The sequence below is a fragment of the Nostoc sp. genome, from assembly GCF_036919555.1.
Taxonomy (GTDB): domain Bacteria; phylum Cyanobacteriota; class Cyanobacteriia; order Cyanobacteriales; family Nostocaceae; genus Nostoc.
In genome coordinates this window covers 1-22,496 of the sequence record NZ_JBALCS010000111.1, presented here as the reverse complement: position 1 = coordinate 22,496, position 22,496 = coordinate 1, and the positions used below count along the sequence as shown (strand labels likewise).

Genomic DNA, 22,496 nt, shown 5'->3' with positions numbered 1-22,496 from the left:
TGGGAGTGTCAACTGAGTACACCATAAATGTAGGATAGGTAAAGCCTTTGCCTACCCTACAAAACTTAATGATGGTGGTGATGATGATGCCCAGCTAGTTGGGGATTAACTGCCAAAGTCTGGTCTGACAACAGCTGTGCAATATGAGCATCAGCCCATTGGGCCGCCATCGCCAAAAATTCTGGATGGTCATTGACGCAAGCCATTTGCACGTAGTTCGTACCAGGATGCTGTTTTTCTAAAGTATGGATGATATGGTGTACATCCAATAAAGTTTCGTGGTTTTCTGTGGCAAAGCCAATTGGCATAAATATCACTACTTTCGCACCTAATTGAATCAGGTTATTTGCAGCTTGCTCTGCATTTGGCTGTGTCCAATCAATTAAAGGTGTATCGTGATTTAGCCAACCTACTGAGATTAAGGGATAATGATTAATCAACTTATCCCGAACCAAATCATACATCGCTTCACTTTCGGCAATCCCAGAAGTAAATCCTTTAGCTTTATGGGGACAACCGTGGTTCATTAACACAATGCCGATTTGAGAAGGTAGATAAGCTGCGGCTAAATCAGCAATTTTCTCCTCAACCAGATGAGCCATTAAATCGATGTAGGCTGGTTCGTTGAAGAAAGAAGGAATATAGCGCTGTCCTTTAACCCAGTGTTCTTCACCATCAGTTAACTCAACTAGGGCGTTGTTAACTTGCTCGATCGCAATACCACTGGTGAAGATAGAATCAACAACCAGCAGTGGATAGATTAGCAGCTTATCGAAGCCTTGGTTTTTCATTTCTGCCAAGACTTGATTAGGTAGGAAAGGGGCGCAGAAGTTGAAAGCCTTGAAAACTTGAACATTATCACCCCATTTTTCTTGTAAATGCTTCTCAATCCCAGCACGCTGCTGTTCAAAGATGGCATTGTGTGGGGAGATAAAATCGTGGTGTGTGTGTCCCCACTCATGGCGGTCAAATAGCGCCAAAAGTTTTGCAAGGGGGGGATAAATCCAGGTTGGTACTGGAGCAAATTTTGCTGTCAGTAGATTTAAAGCCTGTTCGTTATAGTTGGCAAAATCTTCGTAGCTTTCGACTTCGCCGTAGCCCATAAGCAGTACGGCTACACGGTCTTTACCTGATAATTGCTCGTGGGTATGTTGTATTTTTTCCGGCGTGGCAACCACAATGAGTTCCTCAATATAACCAGAGTGCAGAGAGATATAAAGTTAGGGAATAGCTTGCACATTTTCCTTACTACTAACTTATTATCCCATCCAGGGGGATAGGATAGGTGGGAAAATCAAAAGAATACATCAAAAGTAAGACTTTCGTGGTTATTAGGTATTATTTATGACATTTTTTTAGAAATTCGGTTTCATCATCAAAAAGAATAGAGTTGTTGCATCAAGCTATCGGTTAGGTTTGAGAGAAAGTCGCACACGGCGTTATATATCTAAATAAGTACAATAGCGATCGCGCCCTTTGTGTTTGGCATTGTACAGTGCTTTATCGGCTGAAGCGATGAGTGTATCTGGCTTGATGTCGCAAGTGGGTATGACAGAAGTAATACCCAAACTAACTGTGACGATATCCTTAATATCAGACTGTATATGGGGAATGGCCTGAGCGTGAATTGCTTGTTGAATTCTTTGTGCTACTTTGATCGCTCCTACTAAGTCAGTATTGGGGAGGAGTACCGAAAATTCTTCTCCTCCGTAACGCGCTACTAGATCAGCAGGATCACGAACTATCTGTTTCACTGTTTCCGCTATTCTGATTAGAGAATGATCGCCTCCAAGATGACCATAGTAGTCATTGTAAGATTTGAATTTATCAACATCTAATAAAATCAGTGACAGGGGTTGTTGTTCTCGTGCAAGGCGTTTCCATTCTGCTTGCAGTCGTCCATCGAAGCAGCGACGGTTAGCCACCTGAGTCAAACCATCTAGATTTACCAGTTGTTCTAGTTTCTGATTTGCATCTTCTGCTTTTTCTTTAGCAATTACTAACTCTGCTGTTCTCTCTTGTACCCGTTTTTCCAAAGTTTCAAAAGATGTTTGTAACTGAAATGCCATATTGTTAAACGATTTCGCCAGTTGACCTATTTCGTCTTTTGAGCTAATTTTGGCGCGGATATCTAAGTTACCTGCGGTAAACTGGAAAACTATATTGGTAAGATAAATTATTGGCTTTGTTAGCAGTTGCCCAATGGCAAAAGCGATGATCGTCACTACTGAAGCGATAAATGCAAATAGAAACATTGCGTCGCGAATTTGCTTTTCTACGGGTGCTAGGGCAACAGCAAGAGGCTGTGCGAACAACACAGACCAAGGTTTATATTTTAAACGAGCGATCGCAATCAGATTAACCTGATTACCTGTTGCTGACAAAGATGCAATTAAATACAACTCTTTCTTATCCAATGCTTGCTTAAGTTTTGACTCATTAGTTGCCAATTCTTTGACAGGAGAATTAGGCAAACGCCCTTCTCGTTGCAGTTTGTTTACAACATCGAAAGGCAGAGGCACAATTGATTTAAAAAGTAGTTTTGGTGCAGTGCTATGTGCCAGATAAATATTATTTTCATCTAAAAGAATAGCAAAAAATTTTGCCCCAGCCCGTTCAGTTTGTCGAGTTACTAACTGCTGAACAACAGTAGCATTGTATGAAACACGCAATACACCCAATATATCTCCCTTGGCATTGCGAATCGGACTGCTAAAAAAGAGGGTAACAAGGTCAGGAATTATCGGCGATAGCTTCATGCTAGAAACAAAGGATAACCCAGTTTGCAGTGGTGTTTTAAAATAATCTTGAACTGATTCATCTTTGCTAATGTTCGGTGTATCTGTATCCAATACATTTTTTCCGTTTAAGTCGAGCAAAGCATAGGAGAGAATATTGAGCATATCTTTGCGACTGAGACGGATTAATGTTTCTATCGCCAATTGCATTTCGGGACTGTCATCTCGTTGTTTTGGAGTTAGGCTAAGGTAGCGTGCCAAACCTGGTAAAATCGCCTCTACGCGCACGGCACTGAGATTTTCATTAATAAAAGCATCTATTCTGTTAGTGGTTTCGTTAGCCGCCACAGATAGGGCTTGTCGAGCGTCGTCAGTTAGTGCTTTTTCAGTTGTCTGTTTGTTGATAAATGTCAATAACAGCAACGGAATCAAAGCAACAATGAGAAACGAGGCGATCAACTTTGTACGGATGCTGCCCAAAAGAGAGTGCTGCATAGTTTTAAACTAGGAGGCAGGGTTCAAGAAGGAAGAATTAAACAAACTTTTTAGCTCTGGAATGCGCGTTACGTTTCCAGAGCGGATAAAAAAGTCTGCATATATCTTGGCAGTTTTGTAGATAGAGTTAGGGTTACTAGATTGAAATAATTTTTTATTTTCACCTAAATCAGTTAGGTTTACTCCCTCCAGAGAGAGTGTATTGCTAGGAATTTTTAACGCTTTGCTGATGATAGCGTTTCCTTCCTGAACATTTGCTTTCCAGTAGGTCGAGGCTTGCAGCCATCCTCGCACAAATGCCCGAATGTCTTCGGGGCGATCGCGGATTGTATCACTGCGAAAGATAATCATATCTAAAATCAAGCCAGGGGTTTGTTTGCTGGTAAATAGGATATGTCCCCCTAATTTAATAGCTTCAGAAAGATGGGGTTCCCAAGTGTGTCCGGCTTGAATAACATTATTTTTTAGGCGTTGAGGAATTTCTAAAGCCTCTAATTTAACCAAATTCACATCATCGCTGGTTAAGTTGGCAGTTTTCAACATCTTAATCACGAAAACTTCACTAAAACCGCCTAGATTTGCGCCCAGTTTTTTCCCTTTCAAGTCAGCGACGATTTTAATTTCTGATTGGGCGACTACCACATCTGCTCCTGTTGATTCATCTATAACGAGCACGCCTTGTATATCAGGATTTGTGGCACTTAAGATGATAAAACTTCCCAAAGACGATGTAATCCCATCATACTTACCCGCACTGAAATTTGCTTGTTCCAATTTGGTGTATCGTTTATGAATTAGTTCCACATCTACCCCTTGGGCTTTGAAGAATCCTTTTTCTTGAGCAATGATGCCTGGATACTCTCCAACAAAAGATGCAAATTCCACTTTCAAGAGAGGGGGTTTGAATTCAGTCGGTGCCCAAGCATGACAAGCAAATAGCAAACAGGAAGTAATGAGAAAAATACTAACGTATCTAAGTAGTTTAAACATAGAATATTTTCCCCTTAACCAAATTATGAGAAATTTAAAACGCTACGGGAGCTATTCAATTAATACCAGTTCTCTATGAAGATGCACAGAATAAAACACTTGAAATTCCATGCCTGACAAGAGAATTATTCTATCCAGGCTCACATAGATTTGGTATAAGCATTAATATATTCAAAAGGTCTAGAGTGAAATGGCACTAAGAAAAGCCGAAGCACTTGTGGTTTAAGCGGTTTGCAATTGCTTTCGTAATTCGCGCCCAGGTTTCGTCATTAGAGGGTAAGCTTTCGGGCGACGTAAAAGGACTCGTGCTTCACTGCGACCTGGGCGGTCACAGCCTTATGAGAAAATCTTCCAATGCCCAATTTTCAGAATAGACAGATGAGTATAATTATTTGCCCTGGAATCCATGAATCAGAATTAACTGAAAGCTTTAGAGCAAGATTGTTAGATTTAGTTTCTAATGGCGCGATCGCCCCTACCACCGCAAATATACTGATTTATCCGGGTAAAGATGTTTTGGTTTTATCAGCATTTCACATCTTGGAGTTTTTGCGCGTTAGCGTAGCTCACCGCAGGTATCGCTTGGACGATCAGCTAAAATCACCACTTATATTCATTAGCTTTAGTGCTGGCGTAGTTGGGGCAATAGGAGCAGCACATTTGTGGCAACTCTTAGGTGGTCATGTCAAAGCGTTTATTGCTATAGATGGATGGGGAGTACCACTACAGGGTAATTTTCCGATTCATCGGATGAGCCATGATTATTTCACCCATTGGAGTTCCTGTTTGCTAGGTAGTGGGCAAAATAATTTTTATGCACAGCCAGCAGTTGATCATTTGTCAATGTGGAAATCCCCCCAAACTGTACAAGGCTGCTGGGTAGATTCATCCATTGGTATTTCTCCACCCAAAGGTCGTCTGACAGCAGATGAGTTTTTGCTTATGCTGTTAAAGCGCTATGAAGCAAATTAATCCGGACAATGGAGTAAGTAAACAGGAGTTAGGGAGTGGGGAGTTAGGAGTTAGGAGTTAGGAGTTAGCATTTATTCTCCTCTCTGCCCAATGCCCCATGCCCAATGCCCAATGCCCAATGCCCCATGCCCCATGCCCCATGCCCAATGCCCAATGCCCATCTACCCAAAGAAAGTATTTAATGTTTCCAACTGAACCTGCTGCTGTTAATAACGGGTTTAGCGCACTGCTAAAAAACCGTGGTTTTATGCTCCTGTGGATTGGGCAACTGCTGTCCCAGTTAGCAGATAAGGTTTTCTTCGTTTTGCTGATTGCTCTCTTGGAGAACTACCCACCGCTTCCTGGGTTGGCACAAAACTCGATGTACTCAACTTTGATGCTGGCGTTTACAATCCCAGCAATTTTGTTCGGCTCTGCCGGTGGGATCTTTGTTGACCACTTCCCAAAAAAGCTGATTATGGTCGGCTCGGATGTCGTGCGGGGAATATTAACGCTGTGTCTTCCCTTGTTACCACGAGAGTTCGTGATTCTGTTAATCCTGACTTTTGCTATTTCCACGGTGACGCAGTTTTTTGCACCAGCCGAACAAGCAGCCATTCCCTTATTGGTGAAGCGAGAGAATTTGTTGGCAGCCAATGCACTGTTTACCAGTACGATGATGGGAGCTTTAATTGTTGGCTTTGCGATCGGAGAGCCGATTTTGAGTTTGGCGAAAAGTTTGATGGGAGAAGAATACGGTCAAGAGCTTGTGGTTGGTGGATTATACATATTATCGGGTGCGATCATCCAGCCGATTAAGTTTAAAGAACCCAAACAACCGAAGCAAAATCGGGCATCAAATAACCCTTGGGCTGAATTCACCGAGAGTCTGCGCTATCTCAAGAAAAACCCTTTGATCTTGAACGCCATGCTGCAACTGACAACTTTATATTGTGTGTTTGCAGCCTTAACAGTGCTGACAATTCGATTAGCTGAGGAGTTTGGTCTAAAAGAAAAACAGTTTGGCTTTTTCTTAGCAGCAGCAGGGGTGGGTATGGTATTTGGTGCGGCGATTTTAGGTCACTGGGGTGATAAATTTCATCACAAGCCCCTACCTTTAGTTGGATTTTTGATGATTGCACTAGTTTTAGGGGTGTTCACTTTTACACACAACTTATTGCTGGCGCTAGGACTATGTGCATTTTTGGGTATAGGTGCTGCCTTAATTGGTGTGCCCATGCAAACTTTGATTCAACAGCAAACACCACCTACCATGCACGGTAAAGTATTTGGCTTTCAAAATCATGCCGTCAACATCGCTCTAGCCTTACCTCTGGCGATTACTGGGCCATTAACTGATGCTCTGGGCTTGCGATTTGTACTTGTAGGAATGAGCCTTGTGGTTGCAGTTGTCGGGGTTTGGGCTTGGAAAAATACCCGCAATGTTTTGCAAGACGTAATTTGATTAATGTAGGCTAATAATCTAGCTTTATATTTGATATATAAATTTATCAGATTTTGATTGAGCTTTTCAATTAAAATGAAATATTAACTACAGAATTCAGCATTAATTTTAGCTATAGTCTGAGGTTTGACCGTGCGTTCACAAAGTGTCTCCGCAGGAGAATCGCCTTCCCAAATTAGTCTGCCACAAATCGAGAATCACAAACAGTCTCGTACTTCTAGCCCCCCAGTCGTGCCCAAACGTGCATCTGGAGGTTTTGCTCTACTTGACAGTCTTCATCGCCACGGCGTTGATTATATTTTCGGTTATCCTGGTGGGGCAATTCTCCCAATTTATGACGACCTGTATAAGGTGCAAGCAACTGGCGCTATGAAGCACATTCTCGTGAGACACGAGCAAGGTGCAGCCCACGCTGCTGATGGTTACGCCCGTGCCACAGGGAAAGTAGGAGTATGCTTTGGCACTTCTGGCCCAGGAGCAACTAATTTGGTGACAGGCATCGCCACAGCTTACATGGACTCGATCCCGATGGTTGTGGTTACAGGACAGGTAGCACGTCCGTCGATTGGTACAGATGCGTTTCAGGAAACTGATATTTACGGAATTACCTTACCAATCGTCAAGCACTCCTATGTAGTGCGTGATCCCAAAGATATGGCGCGAATTGTCGCCGAAGCCTTTCACATCGCTAGCACTGGGCGTCCGGGGCCAGTTTTGATTGATGTCCCCAAAGATGTAGCTTTAGAAGAATTTGACTATGTACCTGTGAAACCAGGTTCAGTGAAGTTACGCGGTTATCGTCCCACAGTCAAGGGAAATCCTCGGCAAATTAATGCCGCGATCCAGTTGATTACTGAAAGTCGCCGTCCGCTATTGTATGTCGGTGGTGGTGCGATCGCAGCTGGTGCCCATGAACAAGTAAAAGAATTAGCTGAATTATTCAATATCCCTGTCACCACAACTTTAATGGGGATCGGTGCATTTGACGAACATCATCCCCTAGCTTTGGGAATGTTAGGGATGCACGGCACTGCTTACGCTAACTTCGCCGTTAGTGATTGCGACTTGCTGATTTGCGTCGGTGCTAGATTTGACGATCGCGTTACAGGCAAATTAGACGAATTCGCCTCCCGCGCCAAAGTAATTCACATCGACATCGATCCCGCAGAAGTCGGCAAAAACCGCGTTCCCGAAGTGCCCATCGTCGGCGATGTGCGGAACGTCTTAGTAGACTTGTTGCGTCGATGCCAAGAAACAGGTGTCAAGGCTACACCGAATCAAAACCAAGAGTGGTTAAATTTAGTTAACCGTTGGCGCGAAGAGTATCCTCTAATAGTGCCGCACCATGCCGACAGCATTTCACCTCAAGAAGTGATTGTAGAAGTCAGTCGCCAAGCACCCCACGCTTTCTACACCACAGATGTCGGACAACATCAAATGTGGGCAGCACAATTCCTGAAGAATGGCCCAAGACGCTGGATTTCTAGTGCTGGTTTGGGAACGATGGGTTTTGGCTTACCTGCGGCAATGGGCGCGAAAGTGGCGTTTCCTGATGAAGAAGTTATCTGTATTAGCGGCGATGCCAGTTTCCAAATGTGTTTGCAGGAACTAGGCACACTAGCACAGTATGGGATAAATGTCAAGACAATAATTATCAATAACGGCTGGCAAGGGATGGTGCGCCAGTGGCAGCAAGCCTTCTATGGTGAGCGTTACTCATGCTCAAACATGGAAGTAGGGATGCCAGACGTAGAGTTATTAGCAAAAGCCTATGGGATTAAGGGTATGGTAATCAGCGATCGCAGTGAATTGAAAGATGCGATCGCCGAAATGCTGGCACATAATGGCCCGGTGATCGTGAATGCCCACGTCACCAGAGACGAAAACTGCTATCCAATGGTAATCCCTGGCAAGAGCAACGCTCAAATGGTCGGCTTGCAGAAGCAACCACCGAAATCCGCAGTAGAAGCAGTATATTGTAGCCACTGTAGTGCAAAAAATGCTCCTACCCACAACTTCTGCGCTGAGTGTGGGACAAAGTTGTAACGCTTTTTGATAATTCTGAATGCCCAAAAACTCCATCCCAAGAGTGGGTGGAGTTTTTCATTTTCCAGCTCGATTTTTTGTTTGAGAATAAGTGCAATCAGCAATAGCAATCGCCAAAATAACAATTGCGTTGGCGTAGCCCAACCTAGGCATCGCCAAATCAATAAATGCGACTGGCAAAATAACAAACGCGTAGGCGTAGCCAGCCGTATGCATCGCTAAAATAGCAATTGCGTTCGCCAAATCAATATATGCGAACTCCAAATCAATAAATGCGATCGCTGAAATAATAAATGCGAATGCTGAAATCACATATGCGATCGCTGAAATAATAAATGCGAATGCCGAAATCACATATGCGAACGCTAAAATAACATTAGAAAGGGGAAACTAGAACATCTAATTCCCTCCCTTTATAAGCTACGGTGTACACACAAGTCGAATTACCCCCCTTAATCCCCCCTTATAAAGGGGGGAAATAGGAAATCTAGTTCCCTCCCCTTGTAAAGGGGAGGGTTAGGGTGGGGTAAAATCCAGATTTATCAGCTATTTCAGACTTGTGTATACACCGCAGCTTGGAAAGGAGGGAAATTGGAAAATCTATCTAGTTCCTTCACCTTTACAAGGGGAGGGTTAGGGAGGGGTAATTCAATAACTTGCGTGTACACCGTAGCCTTTTTAAGGAGGATCTAAAACTTTTCATCCCTTAATTTTTCGGAAATTGAGGATAATATTGTTGAAGCTTCATCAAGAAGCGTCTAACTCACACCTGATTATGAATGAACAGCGTCTACAAGCTTATTACCAGCTGATTGAAAGTCTGCTAAATTGCCCTAATGGGGAAGAACCAGAGATATTAGCAGCGAATACAGAATTGCTAGATGCTGACTTTGTGCAGGTTGTTGTAGCAGCAGCAGAGCATTTTGCCCAGCAGGGAGAGGAAAATACTGCCGAGTGGTTGAGAAACTTAGCAACATATCTCACTACCCCAGAAACTACCCCCATCACTCAAAAAGATATAGAGACTTACGGGCAATTTTTAATAGAAATACTGCAAGCAATAGCAGAAAGCAACGGCAATGCTGAAGTAATTTACCCATTGCTGGCAGCAAATACCAATAAGCTCAATAATATTTTTGCTGATTTATTGCGCCGTTGGGCAACAAATACCCTAGCAGAAACGGAACTAGATGCAGCAATAGACATTGCCAGAGTCATAGGAAATTTTAGTAATCTAATTCAGCAATTGCCCTTAAGTAATAAAGCGAACAACACCGAAATTGCTATAACTGGCTATGAAATCGCACTCACTGTTTACACCCGCAGCGCCTTTCCTGAAAAATGGGCAGTAACACAAAATAATCTGGGGATTGCTTATAGTCAGAAAATATTGGGTGATAAAGCAGAAAACTTAGAACGAGCGCTCACGGCTTATTCTGCTGCACTCGAAGTTTATACCCGCAGTGCCTTTCCAGAAAATTGGGCAGCTACGCAAAATAATCTAGGGGCTGCTTACTCTGACAGAATATTAGGAGAACCAGCCTATAATATTGAATTAGCGATCGCTGCCTTCTCTGTGGCGCTGGAAGTTTACGCCCACACTGCTTTTCCTCAACAATGGGCAATGACGCAATATAATTTGGGCAATATTTAGCTTGAAAAAATATCAGGCGATAGAGCAGAGAATTTAGAAAGAGCGATTACTGCTTACAGTGCGGCGTTGGAAGTTTATACCCACACTGCTTTTCCCCAACAATGGGCAATGACGCAAAATAATCTGGGGACTGCTTACTTTCGCAAAATACTAAGTGATAAAGCAGAGAATATAGAGCAGGCGATCGCTGCTTATAGTGCCACACTCCAAGTATATACCCGCAGTGCCTTTCCCCAAAAATGGGCAGGTACGCAAAATAATCTGGGAAATGCTTACCTTTATAGAATATTAGGTGAAAGAACAGAGAATGTAGAACAGGCAATCGCTGCTTATAGTGCCGCACTGTCAGTTTACACCAGCAGTGTCTTTCCTTATGATTGGGCGGCGGCACAAAATAATTTGGGGAATGCTTACAAAGAAAGAATAGTAGGTAATCAAGCAGAGAATGTAGAAAGAGCGATCGCAGCTTATACTGCTGCACTGGAAGTTCGTACTTACAGTGCCTTTCCTCATGATTGGGCAACGACGCAAAACAATCTGGGAAATACTTATCGTAAGAGAATCTGGGGTGAACCAGCCGAGAATGTAGAAAGAGCGATCGCAGCTTATTCTGCTGCACTCGAAGTATATACCCGCAGCGCGTTTTCCCAAAACCATCCAGAAACTTTTTTCAATCTCGGCAGTTTATACCAAGATGAAAAACAGTTTGACTCAGCTTACAATACCTTTGCTAAAGCAATAGAAATAGTGGAAGCTTTGCGGGGTGAAATTGTTTCTGGTGAAGAAGCCAAGCGTAAACAAGCAGAAGAATGGAATGAACTTTATAGACGCATGGTGGAAGTTTGCCTAGCATTGACAAGAGACAGCGAGGCAATAGAATATATTGAACGTAGTAAAACCCGCAATTTAGTAGAACTGTTAACCAAAGCAACATTAAAAAGTCCAGAAAATTTGCCTTTACTTGGTAGCAGCATCCACTTTGGAGAAATTCAAAACCTTTTAGAGAACAAAACGGCAATTATCCAGTGGTATATTTTTAATGATTGTTTTCGCACTTTCATCATCACCCGCGACAACAACAAGCCAATAATCTGGCATTCTCATCCACAAGACTTAGATGACTTTAACGATTGGAGAAATGAATATTTTAATGACTACTACAACCAGGAAGACCAAGATAAAATCCAATGGCGGAATCAGCTAGAAGAACGCCTAAAAAAGTTAGCAGAAATTCTGCATATTGAGGAAATCTTAGACCAATGAACCAGATAATCCTGCCAAACAATGTCATATTTTAATAGTCATTAATAATAGTCAAGCTGCAACAGCAACACTTGCAGCAGAAGCATATAACTGGTTGCTAAATTTCCTATGTAGCTACCACAAAATACTTTACATTTATCAACTAGCTCGTCAACGCTACCGAAATGCGAGAACAAGTTATAGTGAATTAGAAAATAAAATCCAAAAATTTAACAGCCTGATATCTAAAAATCAAACACAATTATCTGGCTTAAAAAGCTTAATGGGAAAAATCCCTACAAAAAGCTTTGATTACACCAGATGTTTGCAAGATTTACAAACGCACCACACAGCAATTACTACTAATATTACTAATTACAGAATTTGTTTAGAGAAGATTCAAACTATTGATAGCGGAAATAGTCCCCAATCCTGGCAAGAATTTATTAATAAAGACTGTAAAAAATGGCAAGAACAAATACAAACAGATATTAACTATTTGACTCCAGGTCAAGAATTGTTTGGACAATTCGTTGATACAATTCGCGGTATAATAGAAACAGAACAAAGTGAGAGCGATCGCTCCCTAGAAAACACAATTCAAATATTAGGTATAGGCTTTGGCGGTGGTGCGATCGCCTCTGGCGTATTCACAACACACATTGATAAAATTAATCTCCCGTTAATACAAAAACATCCCCTTTATGCGTCGTTAACTTTAAGCATCATTGCTACCTTGGTATTTATCGCTTTAGGTTGGCTGATTACCAAACGTAAATAAAGTAAGTTTTTCGGAGAAACTATGCAAATAAAAGACATGACGACAGAACAGTTACAAAACTTTATCCGGAACACAGTAGATGAAATTCTAGATGAATACTTCGGTGATCCTGATGAGGGAAACAAAGTTAAAGAGTCGTTCAAGCAAAGTTTATTAGAAATACGGCAAAAACGGCTAGAAGGAAGACCTACTATTCCAGCATCAGAAGTGTATAAAAGGTATGGGATAGAGCATTAAATGAGTTATTATGTAAGTTTTGAACCAGAGTCTATAACTGATTTAGATAATCTGGCTCAGGTGGTGCGACTACGGATTTTTAATAAGATTGAATGGGTAAGTATCAATTTGGAATAGATAACTCCTTTGCCTCTGACGGGAGAATGGTCAGGGTTTTATAAGTTAAGAGTAGAATCAACCAACCCCTAACCGCGATATCTCCCAACAACCCACCCCATCCCTTTTACGCCTCTTTATTGTTGAGTGTCTTAGCTACATTGTTTTTTATTGGCATAGGTTTTCTGATCACTAAGCGCCAATATTATCCTAGAGATAAGAAAAGAAGTAAATAGAGGTAAAGACGCAATTATAGCAGTTTGCAGTTGAGTTCAATACAGACCTAACCCCCAACCCCTTCCCTACTAGCGTTGGACAGGGTGGTTTCATCCGAAAAAAGAAAAATACATATGTCTTGATTTCTCGTTTTGTGGCATGGCTTTTTACCCCTCTCCAAACCTCTCCTCCACGGGGGGAGAGGCTTTGAAACCCAGCTTTAGTTTTTCTCTGCTGGTATGAAACCACCCTGCTTCCCTACTAGCGTTAGGGAGTAAGATTCAAAGCCTCTCTCCTCTTAGGAGAGAGGTTAAAGTCCTAAAAACCTTGATAATTCAAGGAAATTTAACCATTTTTATACATTGAGGAATGTACCCTCTGCGTATTTTTTGCGAAATAAATATTCATATTAACAAGTAATAGGTTTGTATTTTTCGGGATTCTTTTGGGAATCCTAAATTTAGGAAGCTTTCTAAACCGCAAGGTATTACTTCCTGAAATATCACGTAACCTTTAAAGGATAATTATGTCTAAACGCAAGTTGCCCAAAGGCCGTAGCACCAGTTCAGTTGCTCTAGAACCACAAGTTGCGATCGCAGTTATTGGACTCTTTTCCGCAGCTGCTGATGGTGAAGGTATAACCATAGAAGAACAATACGGTTTGAGTCAAATGTTGGGTGCCGTTTCCCAATTTGAAGATTTTTCTGATGAAGACTATGAAGAGTTGACCGAGAAAGTCGTCAGCTTACTAGAAGAAGAAGAAGGTGAAGTTCTAATCAAGCAGGCGATCGAATCCTTACCGAATAAAGATTATCGAGAAGCTGCATACATTACAGCTATTTTAGTGGTAGGGATTGATGAAGAAGTACCCGAAGCAGAACAGGGTTATATCTCTGAGCTTCAGGAAGCCTTGAAAATTTCAGACAAGCGAGCACAAGAACTTATAGACGAAGTATTCGGAGCAGACGAAGAAGAAGAGGAAGACGAGGAGGACGAGGAAGACGAGGAAGACGGGGAAGACGAGGAAGATGAGGAAGAGGAAAAAGAGGAAAAACAAAAATCCAAAGGAAAGCGTTAATTTCCTCCCATCGAACTAACGTTAAAAAAATGCCACACCAAGGTATTATCATCAAGTAGTTTTAAGAACTATGTGATGAACAGAAAAATTTCTCTTGGCTTGATGCTGCTGTTTGTGGGGACTCAAATTAGTGTTACCCAGTCAGCAGCTAAAGCACAAACCCCAGTTGCACCAACAACTACCACAAAATCAATTTGCTCTACCCAACTGGGAACAGCTATAGATGCTGTAATCAATCGTCCCTTATTCAGTCGGGGGCGCTGGGGAATTTTGGTACAACCCCTGTCAACCGGGCAAACTCTTTACAGTCGGGATGCTCAGAAATATTTTACTCCCGCGTCTAACCTGAAGTTGCTGACAACAGCAGCTGCATTGCAGCAGTTGGGTGCTAATTTTCGGATTCGCACCTCAATTTATCAGAATGGCAATGGTGTTTTACGTGTTGTCGGTAGAGGAGATCCGAGCTTAAGTGATACTCAACTGCAAAAATTGGCACAGCAGCTAAAACAGAAAGGTATTACTCAAATTCAGCGATTAATAGCTGATGATAGTTATATTCAAGGAGATATTGTTAACCCTACCTGGCAATGGGAAGATGTGCAGTCAGACTATGGCGCACCAGTTAGTAGCTTTATTCTGAATCAAAATATTTTTAGCTTAAAACTTGTACCGCAGGCTGTAGGTAAATCTTTACAAGTGCTGTGGATTGATGCTGGCGAGGCGAAAGAATGGCGGATAATTAATCAGTCAGTAACCGTTGCCCAAAATCAACCAATCTACGTCAACGTTACCCGCGAATTATCAGGAACAGTATTACGAATTCAAGGACAACTGACAACGAATTCTGAACCTTCTTTAATAGATTTACCTGTAGTTGACCCTAATTATTACTTCTTACGGCGCTTTCGTACTGCTTTGGCAACAGAAAAAATTACCTTGGGGCAGACATTAGTAGTAACTGGTGGTGTTAATCAAAAGGAAATAGCATTTGTAGAGTCGCCACCTTTATCTGAATTATTAATGGAAACTCTTCAGAATAGTAATAATCTTTATGCTGAAGCACTTCTGAGAGCATTAGCTGTGAAAAAACTCAGAGTGAAAAATCAGACTAGCGCTGATGTCGGTTTGGAAATTGTCAAAGCAAGTTTAACTCAATTGGGAGTTGATCCAGCAAATTATGTTTTAGTGGATGGTTCGGGTTTATCACGTCGTGACTTAGTAACACCAGAAGCTTTTGTACAAACTTTGCGAGGAATAGCAAGAACACCAACAGGATATGTGTATCGCGCATCTTTACCAGTGGCGGGTAAAAGTGGAACCTTGAAAGGCCGCTTTGAAAACACACCTGCTGAGGGCATTGTCCAAGCAAAAACAGGTACGTTAACGGGTGTGGTTTCTCTATCTGGATATATGAATGCACCTAAATATGAGCCGTTGGTTTTTAGTATTATTGTGAATCAATCGGAGCAATCTGCAACAGTTGTGCGGCAAGCTATTGATGAAATTGTTGTGTTGTTGACACAGTTGCAGCATTGTTAACAAATGTTTAGAGATATAAAATTTCGCGTCTCTACATTTGCTTACTCTGGTAACTAATTGAAGCGATCGCAGTATAGGATGATCAGAACATTAGTTCTGCAGTAACTTATTGACAACAAGGCACTAGACTCCGAGCTATCACTTGTGCATTAACACAAAGACAATAATATTTAATAGTTAAGCGCAGTTACAGTCTGCTTTATAACGACAATTATATCAGTACTACCAACAAAGAAGTTCTCAACATTTAATTAATAGTTTTGATTTGGTATTGTAACTATATTCACAAATTAAGCTACAAGGGTTTAGAGAGAAGTTCCGGGAAATTTTTGGCACTATTTACTCTAGAGATATGGTTGATGGTCAATATCAGTTAATATTTACCCGCCTGTGGCGACCCCATTCTAAAGGGGTAAAAGAGGGTTATGAGCAAGCCTTTTTAAGGGGGTTGGGGGGATATTCAAAATCTTAAAATGTTAATCGAACCGTATTGGTAAAGCTCTACAAAATGGCTACTGAGAAAAGCATTATCTCGGCAACTTCTAATGTTTCTCTAATGTTGCTTTCAGAAATTAATCCTATAGTGATGACTACAGTCAGAAAAAATCAGCTATTTTATGTCAAATCGCAGTTTTCTCCTCAAGGGATACTTACTAGTTAGTTTGTCCATCATTTCGCTGATATCTGTTTTACTCGTGCGTGATCCGTCGAGAGCAATCCTTCCTAATCCCGCTACCGATATCTCAAATTCTACAGCGAAGGGAAAACAGACGGTAGTTTTTGCTGGTGGATGCTTCTGGGGAATGGAAGCGGTTTTTGAGCATCTCAAAGGTGTTTCTGATGTTATCTCTGGTTTTTCTGGTGGTAGTGCAGCAACAGCAGACTACGAAGTTGTCAGTTCCGGCTTGACGGGTCATGCTGAGTCAGTAAAAATCACCTATGACCCATCAGAAATATCATATGGTCAGCTGCTAAAAATTTACTTTTTTGTGGCACATGACCCAACACAGTTGAATAGACAAGGCCCTGATTCAGGGGAACAATATCGTTCAGTCATATTTTTTGCCAACGGTGAGCAGAAGCGGGTCGCGCTTGATTATATTCATCAACTCAACAAAGCACACATCTTTCATAAGCAGATAGTAACTCAACTACTTCCCTTGAAGGGTTTTTATCAGGCTGATAAATATCATCAAGACTTTATTGACCGCAATCCAAATTATCCCTATGTAGTGGTGAATGACTTACCAAAGTTGGCTCAACTAAAATCACAGTTCCCCAATCTGTATAAGTAGGTGTGACTTTTTGGCAAAGATACTTTTGCTATTGTTCAATACTTATCACCTTGACTTGAAAAACTTTCTTCGCTCATGCAAATGATTCAAGTAATTAAATCAGCCACGGAATTATGAAAAAACGATATTTGTTACAAGCTGGCGCAGCAATTGTTGGTGCAGGATGGTTATCACGATATTTAACAAGCAGGTCAGAAGTTATGGCAATTACAAAAGATGAGTTTGAAATCACCAAAACTGACGAAGAGTGGCACCGGATTTTAACGCCCCAACAGTTCGCTGTACTGCGGAAACATGATACTGAACTAGCTAACACCAGCCCACTTGATAGACAACATGCTAAAGGGACTTATGAGTGTGCTGCCTGCGACTTACCATTGTTTACATCTAAAACTAAATTCAACAGCGGCACAGGCTGGCCTAGTTTTTATGCACCTATTGATGGGGCAGTTAGTACATCAGTAGATAACTCTTTTATGACAACCCGAACTGAAGTACATTGCCATCGTTGTGGTGGGCATTTGGGTCATGTCTTTGATGATGGACCTGCGCCTACTGGCAAGCGTTACTGTATGAATGGAGTGGCGATGAAGTTCATTCAAGATTAAAGTCTTACCAATTCTATTCAGGGTAGATGTATCGGAAATGAACAGATTCACTGAAACCTTGCAATCCCACAACTTCAAGCTGTGGGAGTATCAATAATTCTGAGTCCCATGATTACTAAGTCCCGTTCAACGCTGTCAATTTCGGCAATTTTAGGTAAATGTCCCCAATGTTCAAAACCAAATGTTTCAAAAAGTTTTAAACTGGGTTGATTGTGGGCAAAAATCAAGCAGACTAGGGTCTTTAAACCCAAACTAGGACTTTCGCTAATTGCTTGTGCTAATAGTTGTCGTCCCAAACCACATCGATGAAAGTTAGGGGCTATGTAAATACTAATTTCGGCAGTCGTACTATAGGCGGGCCGCCCATAAAAGGATTGGAAACTAAGCCATCCAGCAATTACCCCCTCTACTTCGATTACCCAAAGTGGGCGTTGTGAAGGCGATCGCGCTTTAAACCAAGGAAGGCGACTTTCCACAGATACTGGCTCTAAATCAGCGGTTGCCATCCGGCTAGGAATTGCAGCATTATAAATTGCCACAATAGCAGGCAAGTCAGTTTCAGTTGCATGGCGAATAGTCATTGCTACCGTTTTAGAGAAAATCTTGAGAAAATATTCAAAAATAATACAGCGTTAACAGCGTTCCGAAAGCCGTAACACACCCTAGTAGTCTGTCAATAAATAATTGAGGGGTGCGGATTGTTCGTAGTTTGCGCTTTAGCGAAGACAGCATCAACTACGAACCGATCAAATCAAACTTGACAGATTACTACACTATCTCACCAGAATAATTTTGGCTCCCCGTCGCGCCGCTTGGATAGCAACCGCAGTTCCTCCGGTTCCCCCACCGACAACTAAGACATCAGCCGTGTATGTCTGATGAACCATCGCTTAACCTCTCTGAGTTTTCGACATATTTTCTTCAGATAGTTTGGACTCAGACAAGATAATTTATTTTATTTTTCGGATATTTCGTTTATGTAGTGTGTATGATAAAATGGTGAATAAGATTGACGACGTAACGTCCCATAACACAGGAGGAAGTAATCACGATGTCTAAGCATAGCGTGCTTTCAGAGTCTGTAATGCCTCCAGAACAAGAAGCGCAATCTATAAAGGAACTGGAGCGCACACTTAAAATTGAAGGCTCCCAGACGAAACTAGTAGGAGCCAAAGGAGAAGAAATTTCCATTCCTGATTCGGTGTATCAGGTGTTGCGTCAAGCTGTTGATGCAATGGCATCAGGTAAAGTGGTATCTGTAGTTATTCAGGATCGAGAACTGACAACTCAAAAAGCAGCAGACTTTCTTAAAGTTTCACGTCCCCATCTGATTAAATTATTAGAACAGGGGCAAATTCCCCATATTATGGTGGGAACACATCGCCGTGTTCGTTTTGATGATTTGGTGAAATATAAGAAACAGCGCGATAGTAAGCGTAGGGAAGGACTTAAGCAATTTACTCAGTTTTTAGAAGATCAGGGGTTCTATGATGAAGAGAGTAGCAAATTAGATCAGTAAAATGGTACTCTCGGTTGTTTTGGATTCCTGTGTCATCTACCCTATGCCTTTGTGTGATACCCTTATGCGTGCTGCTGAGGCAGAGTTATATGAACTTCATTTTTCACAAGAAATTTTGGATGGTGCTACTCGTAACCTCGTAAAAGATGGAAGAATGAAAACAGATGCTCAGGCTGCATACTTTCAAGAACAAATCAAGACAAACTTTCCTGATGCAATGGTAGAAGTACCAGAATATTTAGTTGCAGCGATGACAAACGATCCAGGCGATCACCATGTTGTCGCTGCTGCTATAGTTGCTAAAGCAGAAGTCATTGTTACTACTAACCTCAAACATTTTCCTGTAGATGCTTTAGCTGGTTATGATATTGAGGCTTGGCATCCAGATGATTTTTTTGGTTTACCTTGATGAGCAACATCCAGGAACAATGATTGAAATTATTTGGGAGCAGTGTAATGCGCTTAAAGTTCCAAGGAGTGTTCCTGAGACCCTTGACAAGTTAGAAAAAAATAATTTAAAAAGAAAGAATAGAGTACCAAAGTTTACTTGTAGTATTCGCTGCCAATTTTATTCTGACGAAATTGTGCAAACTGCCAAAAAAGCTTTGAAGAGTCAATTTGCAAAGAAAGCACCAGAAGGTGGTCGATGCTTTGAGGGTGAACGGTATCGACTTTGGCAAAAAGAGGGAATTTTAACAATTACTGCTAAGGACAACCGGGGTGAGATTCTCAGGCTTGAGAATGGCGGTATTGGGGGATATCTTCAGCGGCGGATGTTGAGGCATTCCAAATATTTGAACAAAGCTTACAACAAGAACTAGAACTAACTAAAACACATAAATCTCAAAACTGATAGCCTAACGTTGACTGCTAATGTTACATCTAGTATCGTTGAGCGGTGAAAAACCAACGTGAAAGCACAAGTATTTAGAGGCGTCAATCAACTGTCTTACGAAGATATCCCAGTTCCAACTCTGGAACCAGATGAAGTGCTGGTACAGGTGCGGGTTGTGGGGTTGTGTCAGTCAGATATTAAAAAAATTCGTTATCCACTGTATGAACCGCCGCGCATTTTTGGACATGAAACTGCCGGCACGATCGCAGCATTAGGCAATGATGTCAAAGGTTGGCAAGTTGGACAACGGGTAGCAGTAATGCACCACATCCCCTGTATGCGTTGCGCCTACTGCCTAAATGATAATTTCTCCATGTGCGATATTTACAAAAACATCTCCACAACCGCAGGCTTTAACGCCAGTGGCGGCGGTTTTGCCGATTATGTCAAGGTTCCCGGACATATTGTGCAAAACGGTGGGTTAATTCCCATCCCCGATCGCATCAGTTTTGAAGAAGCGAGTTTTGTAGAACCGACTAACTGCTGCTTGAAAGCTGTGAAAAAAGCCCAAATTGCCCCAGGACAAACTGTATTAGTTACTGGTGCTGGGCCAATTGGGTTAATGTTTATCATGTTAGTAAAGTATTTCGGAGCAAAAGCGATCGCTACCGATTTACTGCCCTCTAGAATTGAAAAAGCCTTGAGTGTCGGTGCAGAGGCGGCTTTTGATGCTCGTGACAGCGATTTAACAGCCAAAATCCATGCTCTAACTGGTGGAATGGGTGTTGATGTTACCTTGCTGGCTGTTCCTAGTGAGAAAGCCTTCTTTCAAGCACTTGATTGTACCCGCAAAGGTGGCAAAATCTTGTTTTTCGCCGAATTCCCTGATGAGTTAGAAATTTCCATCAATCCCAATATTCTTTACCGTCGAGAAATTGACTTGATAGGCAGTTATAGCTCATCTTATCGGCTTCAGAGTCTATCAGCTGAGATTGTATTTAATCAGCAGATTGACGTGCAAGCGTTGATTAGCGATCGCTATCCATTAAAAGATTTATCAGCAGCTGTGGAAGTTGCGATCGCACCCACACCGGATACTTATAAAATCTTAATTTATCCGTAAAAGAAGATCAGGGGGACGAGGAAGCACTTTTTCTCCTCCATCTCCCCCTGCTTCGCCATCAGCCTCAAAAAAATGCTTATTACCCAAGTTGCAGTCGCTCTACTAGCTTTCTACGTCGCCTGGAATCTCGGAGCAAACGATGTTGCTAATGCAATGGGAACCTCTGTAGGTTCCAAAGCTGTCACCCTCAAACAGGCACTAATAATTGCTGGGGTATTAGAGTTTACGGGTGCTGTATTGTTTGGACATGAGGTAACAGAAACTCTAGCGACGAAAATTGCTAATCCCGCCTTATTTGCTGCTACACCCCAAATATTTGTTACTGGGATGGTAACGGTACTAATATCGTGTGGTGTGTGGTTGCAAATTGCCACATCACGCGGTTTACCAGTCTCATCTTCTCATGCCGTTGTTGGTGCGATCGCCGGATTTAGTTGGGTAGCTTTGGGAGTAGATGCAATTGATTGGTCATCAATTGGCTTGATCACCATTGGCTGGATTTTGACACCGTTAATTAGTGGTGCGATCGCTGCTTTATTCTACAGTCAAATCAAGCACTGGATTTTGGATCAACCCAATCAAGTAGTCCAGTTACAAGAGTGGATTCCCTGGTTGAGTACTCTACTGCTAGGTGTATTCGGCGTGATTGTATTACCATCGCTGACTGAACCCCTAACCAATTTTGTAATTGAGCAAGTTGGTTTTACAATCCCTGCTTACGACATCCCACTATTAACGGGTGCAGTAGCAGCAGTTGGACTCACAATCATTAGTTGGCGACAGTTAGAAGACAAGGCGACAACAGGGCAAACAGAAGAATCTACCCAATACCCCATGCCCCATGCTCCATGCCCTATACCCAATCCCGTAGAAAGATTATTCGCCCGATTCCAATTATTGAGTGCTTGCTTTGTAGCCTTTGCTCATGGTTCCAATGATGTGGGAAATGCGATCGCTCCTTTAGCTGCGATCGTTTACATCAATCGCACTGGTAGCGTACCTACAGATGGTATCACTATCCCCATTTGGATTTTAATCCTTGGTGGTGCTGGTATTGTTGGTGGTTTAGCTGTCTGGGGTAAAAAAGTCATCGCCACTATTGGCGAAAACATTATTTCCTTGCAACCTAGTAGTGGATTTTGTGCCGAACTTGCGACTGCTACCACCATCCTCATCGCCTCCCGGCTAGGTTTACCAGTCTCCACCTCCCACGCTCTCGTCGGTGGTGTAGTGGGTATTGGACTAGTGCAAAATATCAAGTCGATTAAATTCCAAACACTAAAAGGCATTGCCGCCGCATGGCTAATTACAATCCCTGTGAGTGCTGGCCTGAGCGCTGCCATCTTTAGCATCGCCAGGATTTTATTTCTCTAAGAATTATTAATATTTTCCTAACTTTTTCCTCTACTGCATGCACTCAAAGTTAAACCTAGACTGCAATAACGCCAAAAAAGCGTGTTTTTGCAGAATTGCTGCTCATTCATTAGAATGTTGTGCAGATTATTTTTGTTGACATCCTCACCCGGCTGAAGCCAGGGTGATTCCAACTTCACAGTTAGAGTTTTCTGGTTCCACGAGTCGGCTTACT

General features: G+C 42.0%; 21 protein-coding genes and 1 pseudogene. 16 read left to right on the top strand and 6 right to left on the bottom strand.

From position 1 onward, the window contains the following. Nucleotides 1-65: 65 nt before the first annotated feature. From V7K36_RS30825 to V7K36_RS30815, 3 genes are all read right to left on the bottom strand, one after another. Nucleotides 66-1,178 carry a ferrochelatase gene (locus V7K36_RS30825; RefSeq protein WP_335121505.1) on the bottom strand — a complete coding sequence of 371 codons (1,113 nt, stop codon included), beginning with the start codon at nucleotides 1,176-1,178 and terminating at the stop codon, nucleotides 66-68. Nucleotides 1,179-1,439: 261 nt separating this feature from the next. Then, nucleotides 1,440-3,233 carry a sensor domain-containing diguanylate cyclase gene (locus tag V7K36_RS30820; RefSeq protein ID WP_335121503.1) on the bottom strand — a complete coding sequence of 598 codons (1,794 nt, stop codon included), beginning with the start codon at nucleotides 3,231-3,233 and terminating at the stop codon, nucleotides 1,440-1,442. Between the two features lie 9 nt (nucleotides 3,234-3,242). Then, on the bottom strand, nucleotides 3,243-4,223 hold the full coding sequence (locus V7K36_RS30815) for an ABC transporter substrate-binding protein (protein WP_335121501.1): 981 nt from the start codon (nucleotides 4,221-4,223) through the stop codon (nucleotides 3,243-3,245). Between the two features lie 378 nt (nucleotides 4,224-4,601). On the opposite strand from V7K36_RS30815, the gene V7K36_RS30810 reads away from it, so the two are divergent. From V7K36_RS30810 to ilvB, 3 genes are all read left to right on the top strand, one after another. Then, entirely contained in the window at nucleotides 4,602-5,195 is a 594-nt protein-coding gene (locus tag V7K36_RS30810) for a hypothetical protein (RefSeq protein ID WP_335121499.1), read from the top strand. 181 nt (nucleotides 5,196-5,376) lie between these two features. Beyond that, a complete protein-coding gene (locus V7K36_RS30805) occupies nucleotides 5,377-6,639 on the top strand; it encodes an MFS transporter (RefSeq protein WP_335121519.1) in 1,263 nt (420 codons plus the stop codon). A 132-nt stretch (nucleotides 6,640-6,771) separates the two neighbouring features. Beyond that, nucleotides 6,772-8,685, top strand: a complete 1,914-nt coding sequence (gene ilvB, locus V7K36_RS30800; RefSeq protein ID WP_335121497.1) for a biosynthetic-type acetolactate synthase large subunit — start codon at nucleotides 6,772-6,774, stop codon at nucleotides 8,683-8,685. Between the two features lie 57 nt (nucleotides 8,686-8,742). Here ilvB and V7K36_RS30795 read toward each other — a convergent pair whose 3' ends face one another. Next, on the bottom strand, nucleotides 8,743-8,997 hold the full coding sequence (locus V7K36_RS30795; RefSeq protein WP_335121496.1) for a hypothetical protein: 255 nt from the start codon (nucleotides 8,995-8,997) through the stop codon (nucleotides 8,743-8,745). 463 nt (nucleotides 8,998-9,460) lie between these two features. Between V7K36_RS30795 and V7K36_RS30790 the strand changes: the two genes are divergently transcribed. From V7K36_RS30790 to msrB, 8 genes are all read left to right on the top strand, one after another. Further along, the gene (locus V7K36_RS30790) at nucleotides 9,461-10,339 is read left to right on the top strand and encodes a hypothetical protein (RefSeq protein WP_335121494.1); all 879 of its coding nucleotides are present in this window, start codon (nucleotides 9,461-9,463) and stop codon (nucleotides 10,337-10,339) included. A gap of 108 nt (nucleotides 10,340-10,447) precedes the next feature. Next, nucleotides 10,448-11,602, top strand: a complete 1,155-nt coding sequence (locus V7K36_RS30785; protein ID WP_335121492.1) for a tetratricopeptide repeat protein — start codon at nucleotides 10,448-10,450, stop codon at nucleotides 11,600-11,602. 94 nt (nucleotides 11,603-11,696) lie between these two features. Beyond that, nucleotides 11,697-12,362, top strand: coding sequence for a hypothetical protein (locus tag V7K36_RS30780; protein ID WP_335121490.1), 666 nt, complete (start codon nucleotides 11,697-11,699; stop codon nucleotides 12,360-12,362). A gap of 21 nt (nucleotides 12,363-12,383) precedes the next feature. Continuing rightward, nucleotides 12,384-12,599 carry a hypothetical protein gene (locus V7K36_RS30775; RefSeq protein WP_335121488.1) on the top strand — a complete coding sequence of 72 codons (216 nt, stop codon included), beginning with the start codon at nucleotides 12,384-12,386 and terminating at the stop codon, nucleotides 12,597-12,599. A gap of 838 nt (nucleotides 12,600-13,437) precedes the next feature. Continuing rightward, a complete protein-coding gene (locus V7K36_RS30770; RefSeq protein ID WP_335121486.1) occupies nucleotides 13,438-13,989 on the top strand; it encodes a tellurite resistance TerB family protein in 552 nt (183 codons plus the stop codon). A gap of 75 nt (nucleotides 13,990-14,064) precedes the next feature. Beyond that, complete coding sequence (dacB, locus tag V7K36_RS30765; protein ID WP_335121484.1) at nucleotides 14,065-15,528, top strand: D-alanyl-D-alanine carboxypeptidase/D-alanyl-D-alanine endopeptidase; 1,464 nt, start codon at nucleotides 14,065-14,067, stop codon at nucleotides 15,526-15,528. Between the two features lie 617 nt (nucleotides 15,529-16,145). Next, nucleotides 16,146-16,823, top strand: coding sequence for a peptide-methionine (S)-S-oxide reductase MsrA (msrA, locus tag V7K36_RS30760; RefSeq protein ID WP_335121482.1), 678 nt, complete (start codon nucleotides 16,146-16,148; stop codon nucleotides 16,821-16,823). 113 nt (nucleotides 16,824-16,936) lie between these two features. Beyond that, nucleotides 16,937-17,431 carry a peptide-methionine (R)-S-oxide reductase MsrB gene (gene msrB / locus V7K36_RS30755; RefSeq protein ID WP_335121480.1) on the top strand — a complete coding sequence of 165 codons (495 nt, stop codon included), beginning with the start codon at nucleotides 16,937-16,939 and terminating at the stop codon, nucleotides 17,429-17,431. Between the two features lie 74 nt (nucleotides 17,432-17,505). Here the strand turns inward: msrB and V7K36_RS30750 are convergent, their stop codons facing one another. Together V7K36_RS30750 and V7K36_RS30745 are read right to left on the bottom strand one after the other, a co-directional pair. Further along, the gene (locus V7K36_RS30750; RefSeq protein ID WP_335121478.1) at nucleotides 17,506-18,012 is read right to left on the bottom strand and encodes a GNAT family N-acetyltransferase; all 507 of its coding nucleotides are present in this window, start codon (nucleotides 18,010-18,012) and stop codon (nucleotides 17,506-17,508) included. A 198-nt stretch (nucleotides 18,013-18,210) separates the two neighbouring features. After that, nucleotides 18,211-18,318: pseudogene (locus tag V7K36_RS30745) on the bottom strand (FAD-dependent oxidoreductase); the annotation flags it as partial. A 164-nt stretch (nucleotides 18,319-18,482) separates the two neighbouring features. Here V7K36_RS30745 and V7K36_RS30740 point away from each other — a divergent pair. The 5 genes from V7K36_RS30740 (at nucleotide 18,483) to V7K36_RS30720 (ending at nucleotide 22,282) form a co-directional block, all read left to right on the top strand. Next, on the top strand, nucleotides 18,483-18,950 hold the full coding sequence (locus V7K36_RS30740; protein WP_335121476.1) for a helix-turn-helix domain-containing protein: 468 nt from the start codon (nucleotides 18,483-18,485) through the stop codon (nucleotides 18,948-18,950). A 43-nt stretch (nucleotides 18,951-18,993) separates the two neighbouring features. Continuing rightward, nucleotides 18,994-19,359, top strand: coding sequence for a PIN domain-containing protein (locus tag V7K36_RS30735; protein ID WP_335121474.1), 366 nt, complete (start codon nucleotides 18,994-18,996; stop codon nucleotides 19,357-19,359). A gap of 196 nt (nucleotides 19,360-19,555) precedes the next feature. Then, nucleotides 19,556-19,771 (top strand): hypothetical protein, encoded by a 216-nt coding sequence (locus V7K36_RS30730; RefSeq protein WP_335121473.1) that lies wholly within the window; start codon nucleotides 19,556-19,558, stop codon nucleotides 19,769-19,771. Between the two features lie 90 nt (nucleotides 19,772-19,861). Continuing rightward, complete coding sequence (locus V7K36_RS30725) at nucleotides 19,862-20,908, top strand: zinc-dependent dehydrogenase (RefSeq protein WP_335121471.1); 1,047 nt, start codon at nucleotides 19,862-19,864, stop codon at nucleotides 20,906-20,908. Between the two features lie 72 nt (nucleotides 20,909-20,980). Continuing rightward, nucleotides 20,981-22,282, top strand: a complete 1,302-nt coding sequence (locus V7K36_RS30720; RefSeq protein ID WP_335121469.1) for an inorganic phosphate transporter — start codon at nucleotides 20,981-20,983, stop codon at nucleotides 22,280-22,282. Nucleotides 22,283-22,496: the final 214 nt, after the last annotated feature.

Bases quoted from the DNA above. Each gene is read 5' to 3' on its own strand.
- V7K36_RS30750 (WP_335121478.1), bottom strand. From the start codon at position 18,012: ATGACTATTCGCCATGCAACTGAAACTGACTTGCCTGCTATTGTGGCA.
- dacB (WP_335121484.1), top strand. From the start codon at position 14,065: ATGAACAGAAAAATTTCTCTTGGCTTGATGCTGCTGTTTGTGGGGACT.
- V7K36_RS30810 (WP_335121499.1), top strand. From the start codon at position 4,602: ATGAGTATAATTATTTGCCCTGGAATCCATGAATCAGAATTAACTGAA.
- V7K36_RS30735 (WP_335121474.1), top strand. From the start codon at position 18,994: ATGCCTTTGTGTGATACCCTTATGCGTGCTGCTGAGGCAGAGTTATAT.
- V7K36_RS30775 (WP_335121488.1), top strand. From the start codon at position 12,384: ATGCAAATAAAAGACATGACGACAGAACAGTTACAAAACTTTATCCGG.
- msrB (WP_335121480.1), top strand. From the start codon at position 16,937: ATGAAAAAACGATATTTGTTACAAGCTGGCGCAGCAATTGTTGGTGCA.
- V7K36_RS30770 (WP_335121486.1), top strand. From the start codon at position 13,438: ATGTCTAAACGCAAGTTGCCCAAAGGCCGTAGCACCAGTTCAGTTGCT.
- V7K36_RS30720 (WP_335121469.1), top strand. From the start codon at position 20,981: ATGCTTATTACCCAAGTTGCAGTCGCTCTACTAGCTTTCTACGTCGCC.
- V7K36_RS30785 (WP_335121492.1), top strand. From the start codon at position 10,448: ATGACGCAAAATAATCTGGGGACTGCTTACTTTCGCAAAATACTAAGT.
- V7K36_RS30790 (WP_335121494.1), top strand. From the start codon at position 9,461: ATGAATGAACAGCGTCTACAAGCTTATTACCAGCTGATTGAAAGTCTG.
- V7K36_RS30805 (WP_335121519.1), top strand. From the start codon at position 5,377: ATGTTTCCAACTGAACCTGCTGCTGTTAATAACGGGTTTAGCGCACTG.
- V7K36_RS30815 (WP_335121501.1), bottom strand. From the start codon at position 4,223: ATGTTTAAACTACTTAGATACGTTAGTATTTTTCTCATTACTTCCTGT.
- V7K36_RS30820 (WP_335121503.1), bottom strand. From the start codon at position 3,233: ATGCAGCACTCTCTTTTGGGCAGCATCCGTACAAAGTTGATCGCCTCG.
- V7K36_RS30740 (WP_335121476.1), top strand. From the start codon at position 18,483: ATGTCTAAGCATAGCGTGCTTTCAGAGTCTGTAATGCCTCCAGAACAA.
- msrA (WP_335121482.1), top strand. From the start codon at position 16,146: ATGTCAAATCGCAGTTTTCTCCTCAAGGGATACTTACTAGTTAGTTTG.